This is a genomic window from Rhizohabitans arisaemae, assembly GCF_025996515.1.
Lineage (GTDB): Bacteria > Actinomycetota > Actinomycetes > Streptosporangiales > Streptosporangiaceae > Rhizohabitans > Rhizohabitans arisaemae.
Genome location: NZ_BLRH01000009.1, coordinates 1,171,124 through 1,195,808, shown reverse-complemented (window position 1 = coordinate 1,195,808; position 24,685 = coordinate 1,171,124). Strand labels below are relative to the sequence as shown.

The 24,685-nt window shown below is 70.3% G+C and carries 22 protein-coding genes; 15 read left to right on the top strand and 7 right to left on the bottom strand.

Translation table 11 applies throughout. The annotated features are described in order from the left end of the window. Positions 1 to 132 precede the first annotated feature (132 nt). The 3 genes from RUR_RS06095 to RUR_RS06085 all read left to right on the top strand — a co-directional run bounded on the left by RUR_RS06095 (position 133) and on the right by RUR_RS06085 (position 2,956). Positions 133 to 552, top strand: coding sequence for a PPOX class F420-dependent oxidoreductase (locus RUR_RS06095; protein WP_283133872.1), 420 nt, complete (start codon positions 133 to 135; stop codon positions 550 to 552). A 188-nt stretch (positions 553 to 740) separates the two neighbouring features. Beyond that, the gene (locus tag RUR_RS06090) at positions 741 to 2,285 is read left to right on the top strand and encodes a sulfatase family protein (protein WP_283133871.1); all 1,545 of its coding nucleotides are present in this window, start codon (positions 741 to 743) and stop codon (positions 2,283 to 2,285) included. Between the two features lie 89 nt (positions 2,286 to 2,374). Next, the gene (locus tag RUR_RS06085) at positions 2,375 to 2,956 is read left to right on the top strand and encodes a histidine phosphatase family protein (protein WP_283133870.1); all 582 of its coding nucleotides are present in this window, start codon (positions 2,375 to 2,377) and stop codon (positions 2,954 to 2,956) included. 95 nt (positions 2,957 to 3,051) lie between these two features. Here the strand turns inward: RUR_RS06085 and RUR_RS06080 are convergent, their stop codons facing one another. Further along, a complete protein-coding gene (locus tag RUR_RS06080) occupies positions 3,052 to 3,294 on the bottom strand; it encodes a DUF397 domain-containing protein (protein ID WP_283133869.1) in 243 nt (80 codons plus the stop codon). A 188-nt stretch (positions 3,295 to 3,482) separates the two neighbouring features. Between RUR_RS06080 and RUR_RS06075 the strand changes: the two genes are divergently transcribed. The 4 genes from RUR_RS06075 (at position 3,483) to RUR_RS06060 (ending at position 10,154) form a co-directional block, all read left to right on the top strand. Then, positions 3,483 to 5,789, top strand: coding sequence for a helicase-associated domain-containing protein (locus tag RUR_RS06075; protein WP_283133868.1), 2,307 nt, complete (start codon positions 3,483 to 3,485; stop codon positions 5,787 to 5,789). A 365-nt stretch (positions 5,790 to 6,154) separates the two neighbouring features. Continuing rightward, positions 6,155 to 8,221 (top strand): DUF6421 family protein, encoded by a 2,067-nt coding sequence (locus tag RUR_RS06070; protein WP_283133867.1) that lies wholly within the window; start codon positions 6,155 to 6,157, stop codon positions 8,219 to 8,221. Positions 8,222 to 8,344: 123 nt separating this feature from the next. Continuing rightward, positions 8,345 to 9,034 (top strand): SDR family NAD(P)-dependent oxidoreductase, encoded by a 690-nt coding sequence (locus RUR_RS06065; protein ID WP_283133866.1) that lies wholly within the window; start codon positions 8,345 to 8,347, stop codon positions 9,032 to 9,034. Between the two features lie 64 nt (positions 9,035 to 9,098). Then, entirely contained in the window at positions 9,099 to 10,154 is a 1,056-nt protein-coding gene (locus tag RUR_RS06060) for a threonine aldolase family protein (protein WP_283133865.1), read from the top strand. Here the strand turns inward: RUR_RS06060 and RUR_RS06055 are convergent. Beyond that, the gene (locus RUR_RS06055) at positions 10,151 to 10,450 is read right to left on the bottom strand and encodes a DUF3467 domain-containing protein (protein WP_283133864.1); all 300 of its coding nucleotides are present in this window, start codon (positions 10,448 to 10,450) and stop codon (positions 10,151 to 10,153) included. The genes RUR_RS06060 and RUR_RS06055 overlap by 4 nt on opposite strands. 64 nt (positions 10,451 to 10,514) lie before the next feature. Beyond that, positions 10,515 to 11,204: a DUF305 domain-containing protein gene (locus tag RUR_RS06050; RefSeq protein ID WP_283133863.1), complete on the bottom strand. Its 690-nt coding sequence runs from the start codon at positions 11,202 to 11,204 to the stop codon at positions 10,515 to 10,517. A gap of 155 nt (positions 11,205 to 11,359) precedes the next feature. Between RUR_RS06050 and RUR_RS06045 the strand changes: the two genes are divergently transcribed. Continuing rightward, positions 11,360 to 11,983, top strand: coding sequence for a thioredoxin-like domain-containing protein (locus tag RUR_RS06045; protein WP_283133862.1), 624 nt, complete (start codon positions 11,360 to 11,362; stop codon positions 11,981 to 11,983). A gap of 52 nt (positions 11,984 to 12,035) precedes the next feature. Here RUR_RS06045 and ald read toward each other — a convergent pair whose 3' ends face one another. Continuing rightward, positions 12,036 to 13,151 (bottom strand): alanine dehydrogenase, encoded by a 1,116-nt coding sequence (ald, locus tag RUR_RS06040; RefSeq protein ID WP_283133861.1) that lies wholly within the window; start codon positions 13,149 to 13,151, stop codon positions 12,036 to 12,038. A gap of 160 nt (positions 13,152 to 13,311) precedes the next feature. Here ald and RUR_RS06035 point away from each other — a divergent pair, with 160 nt between their 5' ends. Next, complete coding sequence (locus RUR_RS06035; RefSeq protein ID WP_283133860.1) at positions 13,312 to 14,250, top strand: SecDF P1 head subdomain-containing protein; 939 nt, start codon at positions 13,312 to 13,314, stop codon at positions 14,248 to 14,250. Between the two features lie 57 nt (positions 14,251 to 14,307). Here the strand turns inward: RUR_RS06035 and RUR_RS06030 are convergent, their stop codons facing one another. Then, positions 14,308 to 16,551 carry a molybdopterin cofactor-binding domain-containing protein gene (locus RUR_RS06030; RefSeq protein WP_283133859.1) on the bottom strand — a complete coding sequence of 748 codons (2,244 nt, stop codon included), beginning with the start codon at positions 16,549 to 16,551 and terminating at the stop codon, positions 14,308 to 14,310. A 390-nt stretch (positions 16,552 to 16,941) separates the two neighbouring features. Next, complete coding sequence (locus tag RUR_RS06025) at positions 16,942 to 17,076, bottom strand: hypothetical protein (RefSeq protein WP_283133858.1); 135 nt, start codon at positions 17,074 to 17,076, stop codon at positions 16,942 to 16,944. 56 nt (positions 17,077 to 17,132) lie between these two features. Here RUR_RS06025 and RUR_RS06020 point away from each other — a divergent pair, with 56 nt between their 5' ends. After that, positions 17,133 to 18,428 carry a helix-turn-helix domain-containing protein gene (locus RUR_RS06020; protein WP_283133857.1) on the top strand — a complete coding sequence of 432 codons (1,296 nt, stop codon included), beginning with the start codon at positions 17,133 to 17,135 and terminating at the stop codon, positions 18,426 to 18,428. Between the two features lie 15 nt (positions 18,429 to 18,443). Here RUR_RS06020 and arfB read toward each other — a convergent pair whose 3' ends face one another. Beyond that, positions 18,444 to 18,869 (bottom strand): alternative ribosome rescue aminoacyl-tRNA hydrolase ArfB, encoded by a 426-nt coding sequence (gene arfB / locus RUR_RS06015; RefSeq protein ID WP_283133856.1) that lies wholly within the window; start codon positions 18,867 to 18,869, stop codon positions 18,444 to 18,446. Positions 18,870 to 18,989: 120 nt separating this feature from the next. Here arfB and RUR_RS06010 point away from each other — a divergent pair, with 120 nt between their 5' ends. The 5 genes from RUR_RS06010 (at position 18,990) to RUR_RS05990 (ending at position 24,681) form a co-directional block, all read left to right on the top strand. Continuing rightward, a complete protein-coding gene (locus tag RUR_RS06010) occupies positions 18,990 to 19,580 on the top strand; it encodes a copper resistance CopC family protein (protein WP_283133855.1) in 591 nt (196 codons plus the stop codon). Further along, a complete protein-coding gene (locus RUR_RS06005) occupies positions 19,577 to 21,574 on the top strand; it encodes a bifunctional copper resistance protein CopD/cytochrome c oxidase assembly protein (protein WP_283133854.1) in 1,998 nt (665 codons plus the stop codon). The genes RUR_RS06010 and RUR_RS06005 overlap by 4 nt, the downstream gene beginning before the upstream one ends. Before the next feature lie 55 nt (positions 21,575 to 21,629). Further along, positions 21,630 to 22,349, top strand: coding sequence for a response regulator transcription factor (locus RUR_RS06000; protein WP_283133853.1), 720 nt, complete (start codon positions 21,630 to 21,632; stop codon positions 22,347 to 22,349). After that, positions 22,324 to 23,778, top strand: a complete 1,455-nt coding sequence (locus RUR_RS05995) for a HAMP domain-containing sensor histidine kinase (RefSeq protein WP_283133852.1) — start codon at positions 22,324 to 22,326, stop codon at positions 23,776 to 23,778. The genes RUR_RS06000 and RUR_RS05995 overlap by 26 nt, the downstream gene beginning before the upstream one ends. Positions 23,779 to 23,985: 207 nt before the next feature. Beyond that, positions 23,986 to 24,681 (top strand): response regulator transcription factor, encoded by a 696-nt coding sequence (locus tag RUR_RS05990; protein ID WP_283133851.1) that lies wholly within the window; start codon positions 23,986 to 23,988, stop codon positions 24,679 to 24,681. Positions 24,682 to 24,685: the final 4 nt, after the last annotated feature.

The window sequence follows — 24,685 nt, the reverse complement described above, 5'->3', positions numbered from 1 at the left end:
CGGCCGATCGCTTGGATCCGATCCGAGGCCTCCGGGTGGCGGACAGGCGTCGCCCGCGAATCGCGGACGTATCGCGATCGCGGTGCGGGCGGTCGCGGACCGCCCGGTTCGCCGGTGTGATCGGATAGGCGGATGGAACCCATTGAGGACTGGCGCGAGTTCGTCATGACCGGCACCCGGACCGGGAAGCTGGCGATCACCAGGGAGGACGGCCGGCCGCATGTGACGCCCGTCTGGTTCGTCGTCGACGGCGAGGACGTGCTGTTCAACACCGGTGAGTCGACGGTCAAGGGGAAGGCCCTGCGCAGGGACCCGAGGGTCGCGCTCTGTGTCGACGATCAGGTCCCGCTCTACTCGTTCGTCATCCTGGAGGGCGGGGTCTCACTCAGCCGGGACCTGGCGGAGCTGCGGCACTGGGCCGCGGTGATCGGGGGCCGGTACATGGGGCCGGACCGGGCGCGGGAGTACGGCGAACGCAACGGGGTCCCGGGTGAGCTGCTGGTCCGGCTCCACGTGTCCAAGGTGATCGCGCTTCGCGACGTCGCCGGGTGACACCCGCCGGACCGCAGGGAAGATCACCATCGGGGTCGCCGGTCCGCTGAGCGGCACACCCGGTGTGGCAAAGTTATGGTCGGCGGTTCCGGCGACGGCTGTGACGTGAGTCGTGGGGGAAGGCTAGTGGGGGAAAGCCGCAGGTACTCGCCGTACATCACATCGAGTCGAAGAGGAAGCCCGTGCCGTTGACCCGCGTATCCCGACTCCGCCTGCTGTCGGCGACGGCCGCTCTGGCGATTCTGCCCCTGGGTCTGGTCCAGCTCCAGGCGGGGTCCGCGAGCGGGCAGGCGGGCGCATCCGCCGCCACGCCCGCCCCCGCGCCCGGGGGCGGTGCCCAGCCGAAGCCGGCCGACGAGCGGCCCAACATCGTGCTGCTGCTCGCCGACGACCTGGATGCCAGGGATCTGGCAAGGTTTCCCAATATTTCGCGATTTCTCATGGATCAGGGGACGACGTTCACCAAGTTCTTCGTCTCGGACTCCTGGTGCTGCCCGTCGCGGGCGACGATCCTGCGCTCGCAGTACGTGCACAGCCACCAGGTCCTCACCAACATCCCGCCGCACGGCGGATTCGGGAAGTTCCCCGACGACTCGACGATCGCCACCTGGCTGAAGGGCGCGGGCTACCAGACGGCGCTCATGGGCAAGTACCTCAACCGCTACCCCGAGGGCAAGCCCAAGACCTACATCCCGCCGGGGTGGGACGAGTGGCAGGTTCCCCTCGGCTCCGGGGGTTACCGCGGCTACGACTACACGCTCAACAGCAACGGGACGCTGCGCAAGTACGGCAAGGAGGGCAAGGACTACCTCGGCGACGTGCTGACCAGGAAGGCAACGTCGTTCATCAACCGCACCGAGGCGCCGTTCTTCCTGTATCTGGCCCCGTTCGTGCCGCATCTCCCGGCGACCACCGCCCCGCGGCACGCGCACGCCTTCGCGGACGTCCAGGCGCCGCGGACCCCGTCGTTCAACCAGGCGAACCTGAGCGCGGAGCCGCGCTGGCTCCGCAGCCTGCCGAAGCTGGGCCCGAGGCAGATCAAGAAGCTCGACGACACCCACCGGCAGCGGCTGCGTTCCATGCTCGGCGTGGACGAGATGATCGGGACGCTGATCGAGGAGCTCAGGGTCACCGGAAAGCTGGACAACACCTATTTCCTTCTCTCGTCCGACAACGGCTGGCACATGGGCCAGCACCGGCTTCCCCGTGGCAAGACCACGCCGTTCGAGGAGGACATCCGCATCCCCATGCTGGTCCGCGGTCCCGGGGTGGCGCCGGGCGCCCGGGTGGACGCGCTGGGCGCGACGGTCGACCTGGCGCCCACCTTCGCCGAGCTGGCGGGGGCGGCGACGCCGGGCTTCATCGAGGGGCGCTCACTCGTCCCGTTCCTACGCGGCCAGGAGCCCGCGGTGTGGCGCGACTCGGTGCTGGTGGAGTTCTTCAGCGGCAGGTCCAAGAACGACCCCCAGGTGATCTGCGACAAGCAGACGGTCAAGATCAGCGGCTGTCCTTTCCCGCCCTCCTACGCGACCCTCCGTACAGACAAGTACACCTACGTGGAGTACGTCACGGGTGAGCGTCAGCTCTACGACCTCGACCGGGATCCGCATCAGATGCGCAACATCGTCACGACGGCCGCCCCCGAGCTGCTCCGGGAGCTCTCCGTCCGGCTGGAGCGGTTCGCCGAGTGCTCGGCGCAGGGCTGCCGGGTCGCCGATTCGGAAAGCCCCTGACCGGCCGGGGCCGGGGGAGCGGATTTCCGTACGGCGTACGCCGGGTGTAGGCCGCCTCCGCGGGGGGAGGTGCCGGGCGGGGGGTGCGGGTGAACACGTTGATCCTGATACGGCACGGCGAGACCGAGTGGAGCCGGACGGGGCGGCACACGGGTCGCACGGATGTGGCGCTGACCGCGCGCGGGGAGCGGCAGGCCAGGGATCTCCGGCGTGTGCTGAGCGGCTGCGACCCCGCCCTCACCCTGGTCAGCCCGGCCCTGCGCGCCCGCCGTACGGCGGAACTCGCCGGCCTGCCCCGCCGGGAGCCCGACCGGAACCTGTGGGAGTGGGACTACGGCGGATACGAGGGAATGACCACTCAGGCGATCAGACAGGCGCGCCCGGGCTGGTTTCTCTGGCGGGACGGGGTCCCCTCGGGCGCCACCCCGGGTGAGACGGCGCAGGAGGTGGGTCTGCGCGCGGACGCCGTACTCGCGCGGGTGCGACCGGCGCTGGGCGTCGGCGACGTCGTGCTCGTCGCGCACGGCCATCTGCTCCGCGTGCTCGTCGCGCGCTGGCTGGGTCTGGCGGCCGACCGGGGCAGGCTGTTCCGCCTGGACACCGCGACCGTCTCGACCCTCGGGTGGGAGCACGCCGAGCCGGTGGTGAACTCGCTGAACCTTCCGGCCTGATCACCGCCGGCGGGTACGGTGACCCCCATTGAGTCCACGGCAATGGGGGGTTCCCTCCGTCAGGCGTGACATCTCCGCGATTCGCGGCCGAGCCCTCAGGTCAGATGGTCGAACTCTCCGTCCTTCATCCCGAGGACCAGGGCGTGGATCTCAGCCCTGGTATAGATCAAAGCGGGCCCGTTCGGGTAGCGGGAGTTGCGGACCGCGACGTGGCCGTCCGGTAACTCCGCAAACTCGACACAGTTCCCCGACGAGTTGCTGTGACTGCTCTTCCGCCAGCGTGCCATCCCGAGGTCGGCTGCCGATATGCCGTTGTACACGTGTTTCTCTCCCGACATCTTGCGATGACCCCGGCAGTGAGGGCTGCCGTACTCGCATCCCCCAATGCCGTGAGTTGCGGGTAACGGTAGCGCGTGCACAAGTCATCTGCACGTGCATATGCAGGAGAAAGTATGGTGAATACGCACGGTGACGATGGGGCTCTGTACTACGGTTGTGTCGCTCGGCCCACTCCGGGGGGAGAATCTTGGACGACCGACTGCTCGACTGGCTCTCGACCCTTGACGAAGATCGGCTGACCCGGGTCCTGACCGCCCGCCCGGACGCCCTCTCCCCGCCCTGGCCACGCCGGCTCCCCGCGCTGGCCGAACGCCTGGAGGACGCGGAAGCCGTCCTGGAGGCGGCGGGAACCCTTCCGCTGCCCTGCATGGAGATCGCGCAGGCCTGCCTCGTCCTCGGCGCCGGCTGCTCCGCGCGGCGGCTCGCGTCGTTCCTCGGCGCCGACGAGGCGGAGCTCCGTCCCTTTCTTGACCGGCTCGCTGACCACGCCCTCGCCTGGACCGATCGGAGCGGGCGGATCCACCTCGTCCGTCCGCTCGCCAGGAACTGGGTCAACCCCTGCGGCTTCGGCAGAACCTCGGACCAGTTGCTCTCCGGGCTCCCCGTCTACGAACTACGGAGCGTGGCGCGCGCCCTCGGGCTGGCGGTCAGCGGACATCGGGACCGTCTCACCGCGGAGATCATCCGGTTCCACGGCGATCCGGAGGCGATGGCCGGCCTGATGGAACGGGCGCCCGAGGGGGTCGACGCCCTGCTTGAGGGTTTCCTCACCCGATGGCCGGTCCAGGAGTTCGAGCTGCTCGACTGGCAGCGCGCGGGCACCCCCGAGCACTGGGCGGTGCGGCACGGGCTCATCCGCATCGTGGGGTGGCGGGTCGCCGAGATGCCCCGCGAGGTCGCGCTCACCCTGCGCGGGCCCGGCTACCGGGCGCCCTTCACCCCGCGACCTCCCGGGGCGGTGCCGCGCGAGCCGCTTGAGCACGAGGCGTCGGCGGCGGCGATCCGCCTGCTCGACCGGGTCACCGGGCTCCTCGGCAACCTCGCCGGGACGCCGCTGCCCGTGCTGCGCAAGGGCGGGGTCGGGGTCCGTGAGGTACGGCGGGTCGCCAAGGAGACGGGCTGCACCGAGGACGAGACCCGGCTCTTCCTGGAGATCACCGCGGTGGCGCGGCTGCACGCCTGGTCGGAGGAGGCGCAGGCGCTGACGCCCACCGACCGGTTCGACGAGTGGCGGCTGGCCTCCCCGGCCGAACGGCTCACGGAGCTGCTGTCCGCCTGGTGGCGGATGGAGCGTTCCCCGCTCCGGCTGATCGAGGGGAAGCGTCCGCCGGTGCTCGGCGAGGAGCCGTACGGCGAGCTCATCGTCCGGGTCCGGCATGCGACCCTGCGGGCGCTCCCCACCGACGACCTGCCGGCCGCGGTCCGCTGGTACGCGCCGCTGATCCGGTCGGAGGTGGTCGACGAGTGCGCCCCCGCCGCCTTCGCCGAGGCCGCGCTGCTCGGCCTGGTCGGCGGGCAGACGATCGCGGAGCTGGGCGGGGCGCTCGCGGGGCTGAGCGCCGTCGCCGGGACCGAATGGGACGGGTACGTCCCCGCGGTGGCCCGGCACGCCCGGCTGGGCGAGATCGCCGGCCGGATGCTGGCCGCGGCCCGCCGGACCGCGCTCTTCGGAGCCGACCTGACGGCCGTGGTCACCGGGCCGGCGTCGGCGGAGCTCGCCGAGGTGCTCGACCTGGCCGCCGATCGCGAGACCCAGGGGACCGCGTCGGTGTGGCGGTTCCGCCCGGGTTCGGTACGGCGTGCGCTCGACGACGGATGGCAGGCCGACCGGCTGCTGGACGCGCTCAAAGCGGTCGCGACGGGCGAGATCCCACAGCCGCTCGACTATCTCGTGCGCGATGTCGCCCGCCGCCACGGGGAGGTCCGGGTCCTCGAACCCGGTTGCTGTGTGGCGGGCGACGACCCGGCGCTCCTCGCCGAGATCGCGTCCCACCGCAAGCTCGCCCGGCTGCGCCTGCGGCTCCTGGCCCCGACGGTGCTCGCCAGCGTGCTCGGCCCGGAGCAGACCCTGGCCGCGCTCCGCGAGGCGGGGTACGCGCCTGTGGCGGAGCGGTCCCCGGATTCGGTCCGCGCGAAGCCGCGCCCCCCGGTGAAATCGCGGGCGCACCCCGTCCGCACCGGCCGGGCGGCCTGCCCCGTCGACCCCCGGGAGCACGCGGCGCGGCTCATCGCCGTCGGGACGGCCCTGCGCGCCCGCGGTCAGACCTGGGCGGTGATCGGCCGGCACGCCTTCCGGCTCCCGCCGGCCCAGCAGGCGCACCTCGGCTTCGTCGTCGACCGCGGCGTCGCGGCCCGGGTGACCGGCACGGACGGCTTCTCGGCGACGGTCAGCTTCGGCGAACTCGACGGCGAGGTGCTGGACGCCTGGTGCGACGAGACCGGCGACTACCGCCGATTCCCCCTCGGCGAGATCGTCGAGGTCGCCTACCCCTAGCCGCCGCCGGTCGGAACAGGGCGACCCGCGGGCCGTACCGGACGCTCTGCCCTTCCGGCCCTCGCCGCCGGGATGCCGGGGCATGGCCGGGCGCCTTGGGTTCCGGGGTTCGGACGTCACCGATGATGCCCGTGTTCCGGGGTCGGCGCGGGGTCTCGGGTGATTCGCCGTACGCGGGCGAAAGGGGCGTCGGCTTTCGGCCGTACCCCGGGATCCGCGGAGGAACGGGGCGTGATCCGGGTGCGTACCCCTTTCGGGGTGATGGGGCCCGATAGTGAAGGTGCGACGAGGATGGGGGGTGGATGCGGGAAAGTTTCCGTTGATATGCTGCTGTGCACGTAAATATTCCTGGGAGGGAGTGTGTGATGCGGGGTTTCCCTCGGGTCCTGTTCGACGAGGCCCACTGTGAGTCGTGGACGATTCGCCGGGAGGTCGCCACGGCGATCAATCCCACGCATCCGGACGACAACTCCTACGTGAGAGCCGCGGACATCCTCCGGCGAACCGGCCACCGGGTCGCCTCCCACGTCGACGGCCCCTTCACGCCGGAGGTTCTCGCCGATCAGGACGTGCTGGTGATCGCGCATCCGGCGGACGCCCGCTGGGAGAAGACCACCGGCGTCGGGAGCCCGATCCTCACCGCCGGGGAACTGGACGTCGTCGAGGCCTACGTCCGGGACGGCGGCGGACTGGTGGTCCTCGCCGAGTGCGAGCAGGACAAGTACGGCAACAACGTCGCCGAGCTGCTCGCCCGCTTCGGCATCGGGGTGACCCACACCACCGTGCAGGACCCCCGGCACGCGCACCGGGGCGTCGCCACCTGGGTCCTCGGTGAGCCCGGCTCGCCGCGCGGCCTGCTCGCCGACGCCGGCCAGGCCTGCTTCTACCGGGCCGGGGCGCTCACCGGCGGCGACGAGGTCCTCTTCGCCACCTCGGCCGAGGCCGACCCGGCGGGCGCCGCGCTCGCCGTGGTCGCACGGGCGGGCCGGGGCCGGGTCGTGGCGTTCGCCGACTCCGACCTCTTCGGCGACGACTCGATCGCCGACCACCGGCACGGCCGGCTCTGGGAGAACACGGTGACCTGGGCGGCGCGGCGCCCCGAACCGGCGGTCAAGGGCGCGGTCGCGGACCTGCCCGAGGCGTGGAACGATCTCAAGGCGGCGGTCGAGGAGATCCGTCCCCTTCAGGCCAAGGACGGGTCGATCGAGGGGGACACGGACAAGGCCGCGGCCCTGGTGGACCGGGTCGTGGACGCCACGGCACGGCTGGCGCCGCTCTTCCCGCACGACGCCGCGTACCTGGAGGCGCTCCTCGGCGACCTGCGCAAATGGCGGGAGAACGGGTTCGCCAAGCCGGACTTCCTGGACTCCTTGCTCGCCTTCCAGCCGCAGCGGGCCCGGGTGGACGGTCTGGAGCACCTCGTCGTCTTCCCGATGTACACGCAGAACGGCAACCCCGACCGCAACCTGGAGGCGGTCTGGATCCGGACGGTGTGGCCGGACTGGCTGGCGGAGGTGGAGGCCGGGCGCTACGACAACCCGATGTTCGTGCCGATCACCTTCGTGGACTTCACCGGCGGCTACGACACCAACTCCGCGGTGCTCTTCCCCGAGACCGTCTCGGTGCGCGAGACACCGCCCAAGTTCACCTGGGGAGCCATCTTCTGCGACCGGGAGGGGGCACGGTTCCGTACCGTCGCCGGCGCCGCCGCGGAGATCCTCAAGCTGGATCTCCCGCCGGACGCGGCCAGGCTGCTGTCCTCCCAGGAGATCGCGGAGGACACCTTCGCGCTCTGGGACCTGATCCACGACCGGACGCACAGCCACGGCGACCTGCCCTTCGATCCCTTCATGATCAAGCAGCGCATGCCGTACTGGCTCTACTCCCTGGAGGAGCTCCGCTGCGACCTCACCGCCTTCGGGGAGGCGGTGGTGCTGGAGAAGGAGGGTGTGCCGCACGCCCGGTACGTCCAGTACGCCGTGCTGTTCGACCGGTTGTTCCGCTTCCCGATCACCGGTGACCGGGTCCGCAACTACGACGGCCTGGGCGGGCAGCTTCTCTTCGCCTACCTCCACCGCGCCGGCATCGTGCGGTGGACCGACAACCGGCTCACCGTCGACTGGCCAAGGGTCGCGGACGGGGTGGCCGAGCTCCGGGCCGCGGTCGAACGGCTCTACCGCGACGGGATCGACCGGTCGAAACTCGCCCACTGGCTCGCCGCGTACGAACTGGTGTCGGACTACGTCGAGCCGAACCCCGCCTCGGTGTGGAACAAGGGCGTCGAGGCGCTGCCCGTCGACGGGTTCCCCAAGGCCGTCGTGGACGCGGTGCTCTCCGACGAGTTCCCCCTGAGCATGTTCTACGAGGCACTGCGCCGTAAGCTCGGCGATGTGATCGAGTCCACCCGGGGAATCACGGGACAGACCGCCTGAGCGGATCGCCGGGCGCGGATCCGCCGGGATACCGCCGAGCCCGGCGGCCGATCCGGTGCGGGCGACCGACCCGGTGAGAAGGAATACGGCGTAGTGAGGGAGCGATCGACTGTGGAGCGGAACATGCGTGATCTGGTGGTCGTCGTGGCGGGCGCGGGCGGCCCCGCCGGCCGGGCGGTCGTCCGGCGGCTGCACGAGGCGGGGGCGACCGTGCTCGCGGTGGACGCCCACGAGGAGCGCGCCCTGCGATCGGCCGAAGGGCTGGCCGGGGTGCGGCCCGTCGTCGTCGACCTGCTTGACGCCGAAGCCGTCCGGGCGTTCGCCCGGGAGACCGAGGAGCGGTACGGGCACGTCGACGGACTCATCCACCTGGTCGGCGGCTGGCGCGGGTCCAAGACCTTCGCCGAGACGTCGCTGCGGGACTGGGCGACCCTGGCCGACCTGCTGATCTGCACCCTGCAGCACACGACCCTGGCGTTCGCGCAGGCACTGGCCCGCAGCTCCCGGAGCAGGTTCGCGATCGTCTCGGCGAAGGCGGCGGAGAGCCCCACCCAGGGCAACGCCGCCTACGCCACCGCCAAGGCGGCCTCCGAGGCGTGGGCCAGGGCGTTCGCCGACTCGCTGACCGGCACCGGCGCGGCGGCCTCGGTGCTGGTGGTGAAGGCGCTCGTCGACGACGAGATGCGGGCAGCCAAGCCGGACGCGAAGTTCGAGGGGTTCACCGACGTCCGGGATCTGGCCGACGCCGTGGCCGGGCTGTGGGACCGCCCGGCCGAGGAGATCAACGGGCGCCGTCTCGACCTCACCGCCTGAAACGATCGGGCCGGGCTGTTCTCCCGGTCGGCACAACGCACAACCATGAAGTGGGGACAACCTAGTGACTGACGCGGTGCAGCGGCACGATCCCTCGGTTCGGGGGTTCGCCAGCGACAACTACGCGGGCGTCCATCCGGAGATCCTGGAGGCGATCGCGCTGGCGAACGGGGGACACCAGCCCGCCTACGGCGACGACGTCTACACCGAGCACCTGCGCGAGGTGTTCGGCAGGCACTTCGGGCCGCAGGCCGAGCCGTACCCGGTCTTCAACGGCACGGGGGCGAACGTGGTCGGCCTGCAGGCGATGACCGAGCGCTGGGAGTCGGTGATCTGCGCGGAGACCGCGCACATCCATGTGGACGAGTGCGGCGCCCCGGAGAAGGTGGCCGGGCTCAAACTGCTCACCGTCCCCACCCCGGACGGCAAGCTCACCCCCGAGCTGATCGAGACGCAGGCGTGGGGCTGGGGCGACCAGCACCGGGCGCAGCCCCGGGTGGTGTCGATCACCCAGTCGACCGAGCTCGGCACCCTGTACACGCCGGAGGAGATCCGGGCGATCGTCGCCTGCACCCGCGCCCACGGCATGTCCCTGCACATGGACGGCTCCCGGCTCGCCAACGCGGCCGCCACGCTCGGGGTGCCGCTCGGCGCGCTCACCGAGGGCGTCGACGTGCTTTCCTACGGCGGCACCAAGAACGGCCTCATCTTCGGTGAGGCGGTCGTGGTGCTGAATCCGGCGGCGGTCCGCGGCGTGATGTACCTGCGGAAGGCGGCGATGCAGCTCGCCTCGAAGATGCGCTTCACCGCCGTTCAGTTCGAGGCGTTGCTCTCCGGAGACCTGTGGCTGCGCAACGCCTCGCACGCCAACGCGATGGCGCGGCGGCTCGCGGACGCCGTAGGGGGTTCGGTGCGGATCTCCCGGCCGGTGCAGGCCAATGCGGTTTTCGCGATCCTGCCGAGGGAGGTCGCCGAGCGGTTGCAGAAGGACTTCCGCTTCTACACCTGGAACGAGGGAACCGGGGAAGTCCGCTGGATGACCTCGTTCGACACCACCGCCGAGGACGTCGACGCCTTCGCGGCGGCGATCGTCGCCGAGACGGGCGGCTCCGGCCGCTAGGCGGTGGGGGAGCCGGTCTCCTTCTCGTAGGCGGAGAGCTGCTGCTCCAGGGCCTTCATGAGTTCGAAGACCTGGCCGGGCGGGATGCGGATCCGGCTGACGATCCGGGTGGGCACGCTGATGTAGGGCGTGCCCGACTCGCTGTCCTGCTCCAGCTGCGGCGGACGGGTGATCACCGCGAAGTCGAGGACGAAACCATCCTGGGTGTGCCAGACGGAGGCGAAGTTCGCGTAGAACCCCGCTTCCACCTCGGTGGTGATACTCACCTCCAAGCGGCTCTCCGGTTCTTCGTTCATGCCCCAATGCTGCCGGTTCCGGACGGTGAAACGGGGTGCGGCACGCCGAGGGAAGATCGGCGGACTAGGCCGCCGCCACGCCCCGATCCGCCAGCAGCCGGTTCATGAGATCGATCTCGCCGAGCTGGCCGTCCACGATGCGCTCGGAGATCCGGCGGACCACGGGGTCGCTCGAACGCTGCAGCAGGCCCTTGGCCATGTCGACGCCGCCCCGATGATGCTTGATCATCAATTGCAGGAAGAGGATCTCGGCGTCCTTGCCGGTCTTCGCCCGGAGCTCGTTGAGCTGCTGGACCGTCGCCATCCCGGGCATCACCCCCGGGGTGTCGCCGTGGCCGCCGTGGCCGCTCATCCACGCCATCGCCGGGGAGTCACCGGTGGGGGTGAGACCCCATACCTGAAGCCACCCCTGGAACATGCCCCGCTGGGCGGTCTGGGTGACGATGATGTCGGTGGCGAGTCCGCGGATGACCTCGTCCTGGCTCCGGTCCCGGATCGTGAAGGCCATGTCGACCGCTTGGTCGTGATGGGTGCCCATGTCCCTGGCGAACCCCGCCTCCGGGGAGGAGTCCGCGGGCGTGGACGGCCGGGTGAGCAGGAACGCCGCCGCGGCGGCGAGGGCCAGGACGGCGATCGCGGCCAGGACGGCCGTCCGCCGTCGCCGGTGCGCCGATGCGGGGGGAGCCGGGTCCGTGCCGCCGGGCCCCGCCGGGGCTTCGGCGTCGGCCGCTCGCTCTTCGAGGGGGACGTTCACCCCGTCAGGGTATCCGCCGCGGGCCCCGGGCCGGAAAACAGGAGTCGTGCGTGGGGCTGGAGAAACCACCTTTACTCCGTTCATACGACATTGCCATTACACTGCTCAAAACCAATCAGACTGGTACCGATGGCCCGGGCCGCGGCGGAGGCGGGATGTCCAAGAGCAAAGCGCAGGACAGGCGTGAGCACATCGCTCGCATGCGCGCCGATGACAAGCGCAGGGAACGGCGGGTCGCCCTGCTGAGCTGGGGAATAGGCGGCCTGGTGATCGTCATCCTGGTCGGCTTGGTCGGTGTCTACCTTGTCCAGCAGCGGCAGGGGAGTGATCTCGGCGCGGTCCAGACCTTCAAGTACAAGGGCGGCGTGCACAAGGAAGAGGCGATCAAGTACCCGGAGACGCCTCCGGTCGGCGGCGACCACGCGCCTCCGCCGAAGTGGCAGAACTGCGGCATCTACGATCAGCCGATCAGCAGCGAGAGCGCCGTCCACTCCCTGGAGCACGGCGCGGTCTGGATCACCTACCGCCCCGACCTCGCCAAGGACCAGGTCGACGCGTTGCGGTCGGTGGTCGGCACCCAGACCTACATCCTGCTCAGCCCGTTCCAGGGCCTGCCGTCGCCGATCGTCCTGAGCTCCTGGAACAAGCAGCTCAAGATCGAGAAGGCCGACGACCCGCGGATCCGCGCCTTCATCAAGGAGTTCAAGAACGGCCCCGAGACCCCTGAGCCCGGTGCCGCGTGCTCCCAGGGTGTGGGAACCCCGCTCCCGCCGGTTTGATCGCCCGGCGCCCTGAACCGGCCCGCCCGGCGGGCCGGTTCCGCCATGGGGGCTAACCGAGGATCTCCGCCAAGGAGACCGCGGCCACCCGCTGCGCTTCGGCGACGGCCGCGTTGGTCACCCGCCCCGCGTGGACGTTGAGGCCACGGGCGAGCGGCGCGTCCTCGCGCAGGGCCCGCACCCACCCTTTGTCCGCGATGGACAGGGCGTAGGGCAGCGTCACGTTCGTCAGGGCGTAGGTGGAGGTGTGCGGTACCGCTCCGGGCATGTTCGCCACGCAGTAGAACACCGAATCGTGTACCCGGTAGGTCGGATTGGCGTGAGTCGTCGGATGGGAGTCCTCGAAGCACCCGCCCTGGTCGATGGAGATGTCCACCAGTACCGAGCCCGGCTTCATCCGGGAGACCAGGTCGTTGGTGATCAGTTTCGGCGCCTTGGCGCCGGGGACGAGGACCGCACCGATCACGAGGTCGGCGTCGATCACCGCACGCTCGATCTCGTAGGCGTTGGAGGTGACGGTCTGGCAATGCCCCTGATAGACGAGGTCGGCCTGGCGGAGCTTGTCGACGTTCATGTCGAGCAGGAGCACCTCCGCCTGCATGCCGAGGGCGATGACCGCGGCGTTCAGACCGGAGACGCCCGCTCCGATCACGACGACCTTGGCCGCGTAGACGCCGGACACGCCGCCCATGAGGACGCCGCGCCCGCCGCCGGACCGCATCAGGTGGTACGCCCCTACCTGGGGTGCCAGGCGCCCCGCCACCTCCGACATGGGGGCGAGCAGGGGAAGCGCGCCGAGGTCGGTCTGTACGGTCTCGTAGGCGATTCCGGTGATCCCCGAGTCGAGCATGGCGTGGGTACACTGCGCGGAGGCCGCCAGGTGGAGATAGGTGAACAGCACCTGGCCCGCACGCATCCGGTGATACTCCTCGTTGATCGGCTCCTTCACCTTGAGAATGAGTTCGCCCTCCGCCCAGACCTCGTCGGCTGAGCGTGCGATGCGGGCACCGGCACCGGTGAAGAACTCATCCGGAATGGACGAGCCCAGGCCGGCTCCTTCTTCGACTATCACCTCGTGTCCGTGTGTGACGAGTTCGTGCGCGCCGGCCGGGGTGATGGCCACGCGATATTCGTGGTTCTTGACCTCGCGAGGTACTCCGATTTTCACGGTTCCTCCTCGAACCCTCTTTTCCTCACTGTCTGTTGTCGGCGCCTATCCGGGCCACCCCCAAAATGGAATGAGTCGACTCTCATTGGTAACAGAATGTCAATGAATTACTGCTCTTTGACTGGCATCGGTAAGCTCACTGATCATTCGGGAGGGACGATTGCACGCGAACACACCGGGGGGCGTTGAAGGACCTCCACCCGGCGGCCGGAACGTCCCCGGGACCCCGGGCCCGGCGCCGGACGGGACCGCGGCGCCCTCCCAGGGGGAGGCGGCCGCGCCCAAGGCGGTGGGCGGGCTGGTCACCGTCGTGCTCGGCGTCGCCCTGGTTCTGGCCGTGCTGCTCGCGGCCTTCATCGGCTTCGTCGCCTACCGGATGGCGGTGGCCCCGGGGGAGCCGATCGTCGGCAGCAGGCCGCTCACCCGCCTGACCACCCCCATCAACGTCCTGCCGGTGACGGCGTCGTACCCCGCGCCCTGCTCGGGTGTCGGCGCCTACCCCGACGATCTGGGCCGGACCTGCTACCAGACCGCCGACCCCGGGATGCCGCTGACCCAGGTACAGAAGATCGAGGCGCTGAAGGAGGGTGACGACAAGTACAGTGTGCGGATCACGCTGGCGCCCGCCAACCGCGACCAGATCGCCCGGCTGACCAGCGTCACCCCGAACGAGAAGAAGCTCGCGATCATCGTGGCGGACCGGGTCGTGGCCGCCCCGACGATCGCGGAGAAGATCACCGGCACCAGCTTCCGCATCGGGGGCGGATACACCAAGGCCGAGGCCGACGCCCTGGTGGCCAAGCTCGTCGGCCAGACGCCGGGCACCGGGCAGATTCCGGAGCCGGGCGTCCCCCAGACCGGCTACCCGCAGACGTTCGCCCCCACCCCGCCGGTACCGGGCTTCACCACACCCCCGCCCACGGGTTTACCGAACGGGGTTCCAGGGCAAGGCGGCGTTCCCGGCGGGATCACGCCCTCGGGTGTCGGGGGTACCCCGAGCGGGCCGAACGGCGCGGGCACCCAGGGTGTCTCCGGGCGTTTCGCGACCCCCACCCCGTCGTGCACCCCGTCTCCCGCCACCGGGATCTGCCCTCCCTGACGCGCGGACCGGGACGCCCGCTCCGGCGGTTGTCCCGGACCCGGGGGAGAACGCCGGTCAGGTCAAGGCGATGTGTTCGGGGCGGATGGGAACCCGGGGCAGCTCCAGTCCGGTGGCGTTCCGTACGGCGGCGACGATCGCCGGGGTGGAGGAGAGGGTGGCCGGCTCGCCGGCCCCGCGGAGCCCGTACGGCGCGTGCGGGTCGGGGTGCTCCAGGATCGACAGGCGCATCGGCGGCATGTCCAGGATCGTGGGGATGAGGTAGTCGGTGAACGAGGGGTTGAGCACCCTCCCGCCCTCCATCTGGATCTCCTCCATGAGCGCGAGACCGAGCCCCTGGGCCGAGGCGCCGTGGATCTGGCCCTCCAGCGCGATCGGGTTGAGGATCCTCCCCACGTCCTGGACGGCGGCGAGCTCGACGGTCTTGACCAGGCCGAGTTCGACGTCGACGGCGACGACGGCGCGGTGCACGCAGAGGGCGAGCTGGGTGTGCGAGTCGCCCTGCCCCGTGAACGGGTCCATGGGGAAGGTGGGGCGGTGCCGGTACTCCCGGGTCTCCTCGATCGGGCCGGTCAGCGCCAGGATCTCGGTGAGGGACTCCGCCGGGCCGTGTGCCGCGAGCCGGTCGCGTACGGCCGCGCAGGCCGCTCTGACCGCGCCGCCGGTCATGTAGGACTGCCGGGAGGCGGAGGAGGAACCGGCCGAGCCGACCCGGGTGTCGGCGGGGGCGACGGTCACGTTCGCGACGCCGAGCTCCGTCCTGGCGATCTGGGCGAGGACGGTGACCAGGCCCTGCCCGACTTCGGCGGCGGCCGTGTGCACGAGGACGTGCGGCTTCCCGCCGAGGAGCTCGACCCGGACCCTGGCGGTGGAGTAGTCGTCGAAGCCTTCGGAGTAGCAGATGTTCTTGAGGCCGACGGCGTACCCGACGCCGTGCCGCACCCCCTCCCCGCGGGTGGTCTGCGAGACGCCCCCCGGCAGATCGCGCAGGTCGGGGCCGGGTCGCTCCGCAGGAAGGTCCGGCATCGGCATCGCGGCCAGCTCGGCGAGCATCTCCGCCAGCGGCGCCGGGGTGTCGACGAGCTGCCCGGTGGCGATGCGCGACCCCTCCGAGACGGCGTTGCGGATCCGGATCTCGACGGGGGACAGGCCGCAGGCGGCGGCGAGCCGGTCCATCTGCGACTCGTACCCGAAACACGCCTGAACCGCGCCGAACCCACGCATCGCCCCACAGGGCGGGTTGTTGGTGTAGACGCCGTAGGCGTCGATGTGGATGTTCGGGACCTCGTACGGGCCCGCGCCGAGGGAGGCCGCGTTGCCGACGACGGCGAGCGAGGAGGAGCAGTAGGCGCCGCCGTCAAGCAGGATCTCGGCTTTGACGTAGACCAGCCGCCCGTCGGCGTCCGCCCCGTGCTCGTAGCGCATCCGGGCCGGGTGGCGGTGCACGTGGCCGAAGAAGGACTCCTGCCGGTCGTACACGATCTTCACGGGCCGGCCGGTGCGCAGGGCGAGCATGCAGGCGTGGACCTGCATGGACAGATCCTCGCGGGCGCCGAAGGCCCCGCCGACCCCGGCCAGCGTCAGCCGTACCAGCTCCGGGGGCAGGCCCAGGCACGGCGCGAGCTGGTCCCGGTCCACGTGCAGCCATTGGGTGGCGATGTAAAGGTCCACGCCGCCGTCCTCGGCCGGTACGGCGAGCCCGGACTCGGGGCCCAGGAAGGCCTGGTCCTGCATGCCGACCTCGTACTCGCCGACGACCACCACGTCGGCGGGCGGTGCGCCGGGGCCGTCCAGGAAGACGCCGGTGCGCACCGGCTGGCGCCGGACGACGTTGCCGCCGGGGTGGATGGGCGGCGAGGCGGGATCCAGGGCCCAGGCCGGGTCGACGACCGGGGGGAGCGGCTCGTAGGAGACCTTGATCGCCTTGGCGGCGCGGCGCGCGGTCTCCGGATGGTCCGCCGCGACGATCGCCACGGCCTCGCCCTGGTAGCGGACCTGGTCGACGGCGAGCACGGGCTGGTCACGGCGGTCCAGTCCGTAGTGTTTCTCGCCCGGCACGTCGTCATGGGTGAGTACGGCGTGCACGCCGGGCATCGCGATCGCCTCGGTGAGGTCGATGCCGAGGATGCGGGCGCGGACGTGCGGGCTGCGCAGGGTCGCGCCCCAGAGCATGTCCTCCAGCCACAGGTCTGAGGAGTAGGCGAACTCTCCTCGGACCTTGAGGGTTCCGTCGGGCCGGGGCAGGTTCCCGCCGATACCTCCGAATGTGTTTGCCGAGGTGGTGGCCTTGCTGGTCGTCATGACTCCCCTGTATCCCCACGGGCGGTCGGTACTCAATCCTGTCATCTGTGTAACCATGTGCTAACAGACGGGAGATGAGTGCCCTTCAGGGTTGCGCACCGAGACGTCTGTGGGTTATCACGAGAGCAGACTTCTGTTATCGGAGGTTTGGCAGGGCGACCCGGGAGTGGCGAGAGTGAGAATTGCCGCTCCGCCACTCCGAGGCCGTTCCGGTCATCGATTCGCTCTTGGTCGAAGGTGCTTTCGACGGACTCGGCTCGGGGGAGCCACAGGCCGCGGGACGTGGGTTCCTTCAACCGACCGAGGCGATGAGCGGGGTGTCAGAGGAGGTGGGGTGTGAAGTTCCCGAACAGCCCGTGGTCAATGGACTTCGACGGGCCGGGAAATTCGTCAGCAGCAGAGGTAGGCCATGGTGGATGCGGCCTTGGGCGATGCTGCGGCATTCGCGGTCGTAGCATTGGTCAGCACAATCAGCCCGGCCGCGGCCAGGAAGGTCAGTGCGGACAGCGTGAGACGGCGGCGCATTTCTAGCTCCCGTTGTTGTTGAGTTGTCTGTCGTCGTTAATCATCAAGGGAGTGCGGTGCTCAATCAAGATCTTGTCGGTGAGAGAATAAGGATGATGCGCCGCCAGCGCGGCTTATCGCAGGCGCAACTCGCTCATCCCGAGCTTTCCGACAGTTATGTGTCGCTAATCGAGAGTGGCAAGCGCACGCCTACACCAGGGGTTTTGGAGTTATTGGCGAGGAAGCTCGACTGCTCCGTCACCTATCTGGTCAACGGGGTTACCACCGAGCAGCTTTCCGAGCTGGAGCTCCAGGTTGGCTACGCTTCGCTCGCGTTGGAGAACGGCGAGGTGACGGAGGCTCGCGACCGCTACGCGGAGCTGCTGCGCGATCAGAGCCTGAGCGCCGTGCCCAGCCTGAAGTATCGCGCGGAGTTCGGCTACGCACTCGCCCTGGAGGCCTGCGGCGAGCTTGAGGCCGCGGCACGGCAGCTGGTGGAGCTGCAGGACCTGGGGGAGGCCCGCGGCCTGGAGTCGAGCTCCCGCATCGCCATCGCGATCGCCTTGTGCCGGACCTACCGGGAGCTGGGAGACCTCTCGGAGAGCGTCAACGCCGGGGAGAGGGCGCTGCAGCAGGAGTCCGTGCACGGCTGGACCGACGACCTCGTGGAACTCGGCTCCACCCTGCTCGGTGCCTACTACAAACGCGGTGACCTCATGCGGGGCCGCCAGCTCGCCTCCGAGCTACTGGAAATCGCCGACCGGCTCGGCACGCCGCGGTCCCGGGTGGCAGCCGTCTGGAACGCCGCTTTCATCGCCGACGCGGTGGGACAGGGTGACGAGGCCATCGCCCTCATCGAGCGGGCGCTGGCCATCCACGGGGAGACGGGCGACGCCCGGAACCTCGCCCGGCTGCGCGGCGCCTACGCGATGCTCCTGATCAGAAACCGTCCAGAGGACGTGGAGCAGATCAGGCAGATGCTGGGGAAGCTTCAGCGGGATCTGGCCGAGAGTGCCGCGGGCACGATCGACGTGGCCCGATGCGAGGTGATCATCGCCAGGATCGAGGTCATGATCGGCGATCCCGCCGGGGCCATCGCCCGGGTCCGAGGCGCGATGACCCCGCTCACCGGAGCGCCGAGGAACCTCCTGGCGGAGGCCAACATGCTGCTGGCCAATGCCTATCTCCTGCGCGGTGAGAGTGACGAGGCCGCGGCCGAGCTGGTCAGCGCCGCCGACCGGCTGGAGAAGATGCAGGCGTCACGCCCGGCGGCGGAGGCCTGGTTCGGCGTGGCGGAGCTTCAAGACAGGATCGGTGATTCGGAGGCCAGCTCGGAGTCCTATCGCCGCGCGCTCGCGTGCGCGGGTCTGTAGATCTGCGGACGCAGCTCAGATTTCGGGGGATCTGCGCCGGCGCTTGAGTTCGGCGCGCCGGTGCTTGGTCGTGAGCCGACGCTCGATCTGGGCCCGGCTCGGTTTGGTCGGCCGTCGTGCCCGCGCGGGCGGCGCGGTGGCGTTGCGGAGGAGGTCCGCGAGCCGGGCCGCCGCCGCCTCCCGGTTGCGCAGTTGCGACCGGAACTCGGACGCCGCGATCGTGATCACGCCGTTGTTCAGCCGGCCCGCCAGGCGCTCCAGCGCCCGGGCCTTGAGCGGGGGCGGGATGACCTCGCTCCCCGCCAGGTCGAAGCTGAGTTCCACCCTGCTGTCGGTGGTGTTGACCCCCTGCCCACCGGGTCCGGAGGACCGTGAGAAACGCCAGTGGAGTTCCGCACCGGGGATGACGATCGAATCACGGATGTGAACTGATACCGGCATGTAATTCATTCTCCTCCGGGAAAACCCGACCGCACACCAGGTTTTCTCCCACCTAAAACCACAATGCGGTCGTGGCCCCGCACCGGACCGCCGTCGGCTCTGGGTAACCTTGGCAGTGCCATGAATGCGAAACGCCCCCTGGTCATCGTGCTCACCCTGCTGGCCGCCGTGCTCTCCGGCACGGCCCTCGCCGGCCCCGCGCTCGCCCATGACCGGCTGAAGAGCAGCAATCCCGCCAAGGACGCCAAGGTCGAACTGGTGGAGAAGGTGACGCTCGAGTTCACCTCGACCGTCCGGTTGCCCAAGGTCGTCGTCACCGACGCCGACGGCCGGACGATCCCGGGCGACGAGCCGACGGTGGAGCGCACGCTCGTCACCCAGGCCCTCAGCAGCCCGCTCCCGCCGGGTAAGTACACGATCGCCTACCGGGTCGTCTCCTCCGACGGGCACCCCATCGAGGACGAGATCCCGTTCACCGTGATCCCGGCCAAGTCCGCGGCCCCGGCGACGGAGTCCGCGTCCCCGACGCCCGAGCAGTCGTCGGCGCCCGCCGCGAGTCCCACGGCCTTGACCGCGACCGCGGTCGCGGTGACGGAGGAGTCGTCCTCCGGCGGCGGGATCCCCGTCTGGCTGATCATCGTGATCGGCGGGCTCGCCGGGATCGGGATCGGTTTCTTCATGAGCACGCGCAGCAAGCGTCCCAAGCCGTGAGGGGCCGGGTCGCCCTGGGGTGGGCCGCCGGGGCCGTGACGGCGGGCGTCGTCGCCCTGGTGGCCGCGATGTACGCGGGCGGTGCGGCGAACCCGCGGGTGATCCCCGGGCTGCCCGACGAGGGCCCGATCACCCGGTTGGGCCTGCCCCTGGCCAAGCTCGCCATGGACGTCTCCGGGGCGCTCGTCGTCGGCACCCTGCTCATCGCGGCGGTGCTGCTTCCCAGCGACAAGGGCCTGCTGGGCAAGCCGGCGGCGGCCTACGTCAGGGCCGCGTCCTGGCTCGCCCTCGCCTGGGCCTTCTCCGCCGCGGCGACCATGCTCTTCTCCCTCTCCGACAGTCTGGGCAGCCCGATTTACCGGCTCACCGGCGAGGAGATCACCAGTTTCGCCGGACAGGTCTCCCAGGGCATCGCGCTCACCCTCGTGGTGCTCTTCGCCACCGCGATCGCCCTGTTCGCCCGGGGCGCGATCACCGTGGGGACGGCCGCCGGGTTGCTCCTGTTCTCGCTGCTCACCCTGCTGCCGCCCGCGTTGACCGGCCACGGCGCCTCCTCGCCCAACCACTCGCTGGCGACCACCGGGGTCGCCCTGCACCTGGTGCTCATCGCGCTGTGGGTGGGCGGGCTGGCCGTCGTCTGCGCGCACGCCGTCAAGGGTCTGCCCCACCTGCCGGTCGTCGCCGGCCGGTTCTCCCGGCTGGCGCTCTGGTGTTTCGCCGGGGTGGGGCTTTCCGGGCTGGCCGGCGTGGTGGCCCGGCTGGAGTCCCCGGCCGCGCTCCTCGGTTCCGCCTACGGCTGGATGATCGTCGTCAAGACGGTCGCCCTGGTCCTGCTGGGCTTCGCGGGATGGCGGCACCGCGAGCGGACCATCGCCCGGCTCACCGCCGGTGAGCCACGGGCCTTCACCCGGCTGGCCGCCGGCGAGGTCGTCATCATGACGGCGACGATGGGGCTGGCCGTCGCGCTCAGCCGTACCAAGCCGCCGGAGGTCGACGTCCCCCTCGACCGGGCCTTCGAACTCCTCGGCTACCTGATGCCGCCCCCGATCACCGCGGGAAACCTGATCGGGCTGTGGTGGTTCGACTTCTTCTTCGCGCTGGTCGCCGCGGCCCTCGCCGGACTCTACGCGGCCGGCCTGGTCCGGCTCCGCCGGCGCGGCGACCGCTGGCCGGTCGGCCGGAGCGTCGCCTGGTTCCTCGGCGTGGCCGTCCTGGTCCTCGCCACCCAGAGCGGGGTCGCCAGGTACGCGCCGGTGCTGTTCAGCGTGCACATGGCCGAGCACATGGTGCTGTCCATGCTCGTGCCCATCCTGCTCGTGCTCGGCGGTCCGGTCACCCTCGCGCTCCGGGCGCTCAAGCCCGCGGAGCGGAAGGGGGACCGGGGGCCGCGTGAATGGATCACCGTGCTTTTGCACAGCCGGGCGACCAAGGTCCTCGCCCATCCGGCCGTCGCCACGATGATCTTCATTGCGAGCACCTACGCGCTGTACTTCACGCCGCTCTTCGCCGCGGCGATGGAGCAGCATCTCGGGCACATCGTGATGACGCTGCACTTCCTGGCGAGCGGGTGCCTGTTCTTCTGGGTGCTGATCGGCGTGGATCCCTCGCCGCACCGCCTGCCGTACTTCGCCAAGATGCTGGTCCTGTTCGTCACGATGCCCTTCCACGCGTTCTTCGGCGTCGCGCTTATGTTCAGCACCACGGCGATGGCCGAGGACTGGTACAACCAGCTGGGCCGGGAGTGGGGGGCCTCACTCGTCGAGGACCAGCAGACGGGCGGGGCCATCGCCTGGGCGTTCGGGGAGATCCCGACCGTCGTGGTGCTGATCGCGCTGATCTTCCAGTGGTTCCGCGACGACGAGCGGAAGGCGCGCAGGAAGGATCGGCGGGTGGACGCGGCCGCGGCCAGAAAAGGCGGTTCCGGGGATGACGAACTTGATGAGTACAATGCACGCCTCGCCCGTTTGAATCAGCGGAGTGAGGCCGAAGGGTGATCTCCGGTGAGGAAACTCTCAGCTCATCCTCAGGTTGACGGGTGAGAATGGGAGTGTGAGTGATCAATCGGATGTAAACCGTGAAACGGAGGCTCGCCTCCTCGTGGTCGAGGACGAGCCCAACATCCGTGAACTCCTCGCTGTGAGCCTGCGCTTCGCCGGGTTCGAGGTGTTCACCGCGTCCGAGGGCGCCGAAGCCGTGAACACCGTCGGCCGCCGGAAACCCAACCTGATCATCCTGGACGTCATGCTCCCGGACATGGACGGGTTCGAGGTCGTTCGCCGGTTGCGGAGCGGGGGCACCTACACCCCGGTGGTCTTCCTCACCGCCCGCGACGCGACGGCCGACAAGATCCGCGGGCTCACCCTCGGCGGCGACGACTACGTGACCAAGCCGTTCAGCCTGGAGGAGGTCGTCGCGCGAATCCGCGCGGTGCTCCGCCGGACCGGCGGCGACCGGCACCTGCCGCCGCCGCGGCTGAACTTCGCCGACATCGAGCTGGACGAGGAGAGCCACGAGGTGTGGCGGGGCGGGCGGCAGGTCTCGCTCTCCCCGACGGAGTTCAAGCTGCTCCGGTTCTTCATGGCCAACTCCGGGCGGGTGCTCTCCAAGGCGCAGATTCTCGACCATGTCTGGGACTACGACTTCCGCGGGGACGCCGGGATCGTGGAGTCCTATGTCTCCGTCCTCCGACGTAAGATCGACAGGGCCGAGCCACGTTTGATTCACACGCTTCGCGGAGTCGGATATGTTCTCCGCCTTCCACCTGCCTGAGTCTCCCGCCGTGCTCGCCCCGCTCCGGAGGCTGTCCGCGCGAACCCCGCTGCGGATCAAGCTCATCGCGGGTCTGCTCGCCTTGGTCGTCGCGGCGCTGACGGTCATCAGTGTGGTGAGCGTCTCCATGCTCCGCGGCTATCTGCTGGAGCGGGCCGACGAGCAGCTCCCCATCCGCCTGCAGTCCTTCAAAAAGGGCAAGCCCCTGCTGGCGGGGTTCATCGCCCAGGGGCGGGACCGGATCGGCAACACCGTCTGGGAGCAGCATCCGCACGGTGAGGAGGCCGTCGCCGGGCCCGACCTCTCCTACGCGGAGCTCCGCAGGGGCGCCGGGCCCGCCACGGTTCCCGCGGTGCTGGGCCATGGGCGCTGGCGCGTCCTGATCGAGCCGGAGTTCGACGGCGGCTTCACGGTGGTGGGGATGAACCTCGCCGACGTGGACCAGACGCTGTCCCGGCTGACCAACATCGAACTGCTCGTCGGCGGGCTCGTGGTGGTCGTGCTGGCCGGGGTCGGCATCGTGGTGGTGCGGGCGAGCCTGTCCCCGCTGACCGAGATCGAGGAGACCGCCGAGGCGATCGCCGGGGGCCAGCTGGGGCGGCGCGTCCCCGACCGTGACCCGCGGACCGAGGTCGGGCGGCTGGCCAGGTCGCTCAACGGCATGCTGGCGCAGATCGAGTCCGCCTTCGCCGCCCGGGCGGAGTCCGAGGCGGCGGCCCGGCGGTCCGAGGAGCGGATGCGCAGGTTCGTCGCCGACGCCAGCCACGAGCTGCGTACCCCGCTGACCACGATCAGGGGATTCGCGGAGTTCTACCGCCAACGTCCGGAACGCGACCCGGAGCGGCTCGACCGGCTCATGCGCCGGCTGGAGGGCGAGGCGGCCCGGATGAGCGTTCTCGTCGACGATCTGCTGGTGCTCGCCCGATCGGACCAGCAGCGCCCGCTGGACCGCCGCCCGCTCGATCTCCTGGTTCTCGCCGCGGACGCCGTACACGACGCCAGGGTTCTCGCCCCCGAACGCTCGATCGGTCTCACGGTGGACGGCGGGGCGGCGTTCATCGTCGGGGGAGACGAGGTACGGCTGCGCCAGGTCGTGGGCAATCTGATGAGCAACGCGCTCGTCCACACCCCGCAGGGGAGCCCGGTGCAGGTGCGGGTCTCGCCCGGTCTGCTGGAGGACCGGCAGGCCGCGGTCCTGGAGGTCGCGGACGAGGGTCCGGGGCTACCGCCGGAGCAGGCCGAGCGGATCTTCGAACGGTTCTACCGGGTGGATCAGGCACGGACCCGGCGGACGTCCGGGGGGAGCGGGCTCGGGCTGTCCATCGTGGCCGCCCTGGTCCAGGCGCACGGGGGGACCGTCGCGGTCCGGACGGAGCCCGGGGCGGGGGCGACCTTCCGGGTGGTCCTGCCACTCGTCGCGGAGACGTAGCCTGGGCGCGGCCCCGTTCGGATTCACAGCCAATTCTCAGGTCGGTTGGAGGCGGCACCCATCCATGCGGTTCAGAATCGGATACGCGCGGCAAAGGGATTCACGGTTGAAAATGCCGGCACCGTGTGGGCGGCGCCCGTCCCCTGTTGGGGTGCCGCCCACGTCCGTGCCCCCGGCACCGGGCCGGTGGAGAGGGGTCGTGGGGCCGTGGAGGTGACCGAGGCGCGGCTGCTCGTCGTGGAGGACGAGCCGAACATCCTGGAGTTGCTGACGGCGAGCCTGCGGTTCGCCGGCTTCCAGGTGATGAGCGCGGAGAACGGCAGGGACGCCGTACAGCTCGCGGAGAAGTTTCCCCTGGATCTGCTCATCCTCGACGTCATGCTGCCCGACATGGATGGCTTCGCGGTGATCTCCCGGCTCCGTGGCGCGGGGGTGCAGACCCCGGTGGTGTTCCTGACCGCGCGGGACGCCACCGAGGACAAGGTGACCGGGCTGGGCCTCGGCGGGGACGACTACGTGACCAAGCCGTTCAGTCTGGAGGAGGTGCTGGCCAGGGTCCGGGCGGTGCTCCGGCGCTCCCGTGGCGGGCATCCGATCCCCACCCGGCTTCGGGTGGCCGATCTGGAACTCGACGAGGAGAGTCACGAGGTCTGGCGGAGCCGGGAACCGGTGCGGCTCTCGCCCACGGAGTTCAAGCTTCTGCACTACTTCATGGTCAATGCCGGACGTGTCGTGTCAAAGGCGCAGATTCTGGACCATGTATGGAACTACGATTTCGGGGGCGACGGGAACGTCGTCGAGTCCTACGTCTCCTATCTCCGGCGTAAAGTCGACAGGGTGGAGCCGAGGCTCATCCATACCCTGCGCGGCGTGGGGTATGTCCTGCGAGCGCCCCGAGGGTGATCAG

Excerpts from the sequence above, each read along its gene's own strand:
- RUR_RS06095 (WP_283133872.1), top strand. The coding sequence starts at position 133 with ATGGAACCCATTGAGGACTGGCGCGAGTTCGTCATGACCGGCACCCGG.
- RUR_RS06080 (WP_283133869.1), bottom strand. The coding sequence starts at position 3,294 with ATGTCGGGAGAGAAACACGTGTACAACGGCATATCGGCAGCCGACCTC.
- RUR_RS06070 (WP_283133867.1), top strand. The coding sequence starts at position 6,155 with ATGCGGGGTTTCCCTCGGGTCCTGTTCGACGAGGCCCACTGTGAGTCG.
- RUR_RS06065 (WP_283133866.1), top strand. The coding sequence starts at position 8,345 with ATGCGTGATCTGGTGGTCGTCGTGGCGGGCGCGGGCGGCCCCGCCGGC.
- RUR_RS06055 (WP_283133864.1), bottom strand. The coding sequence starts at position 10,450 with ATGAACGAAGAACCGGAGAGCCGCTTGGAGGTGAGTATCACCACCGAG.
- RUR_RS06045 (WP_283133862.1), top strand. The coding sequence starts at position 11,360 with ATGTCCAAGAGCAAAGCGCAGGACAGGCGTGAGCACATCGCTCGCATG.
- RUR_RS06030 (WP_283133859.1), bottom strand. The coding sequence starts at position 16,551 with ATGACGACCAGCAAGGCCACCACCTCGGCAAACACATTCGGAGGTATC.
- RUR_RS06025 (WP_283133858.1), bottom strand. The coding sequence starts at position 17,076 with ATGCGCCGCCGTCTCACGCTGTCCGCACTGACCTTCCTGGCCGCGGCC.
- arfB (WP_283133856.1), bottom strand. The coding sequence starts at position 18,869 with ATGCCGGTATCAGTTCACATCCGTGATTCGATCGTCATCCCCGGTGCG.
- RUR_RS06010 (WP_283133855.1), top strand. The coding sequence starts at position 18,990 with ATGAATGCGAAACGCCCCCTGGTCATCGTGCTCACCCTGCTGGCCGCC.
- RUR_RS05995 (WP_283133852.1), top strand. The coding sequence starts at position 22,324 with ATGTTCTCCGCCTTCCACCTGCCTGAGTCTCCCGCCGTGCTCGCCCCG.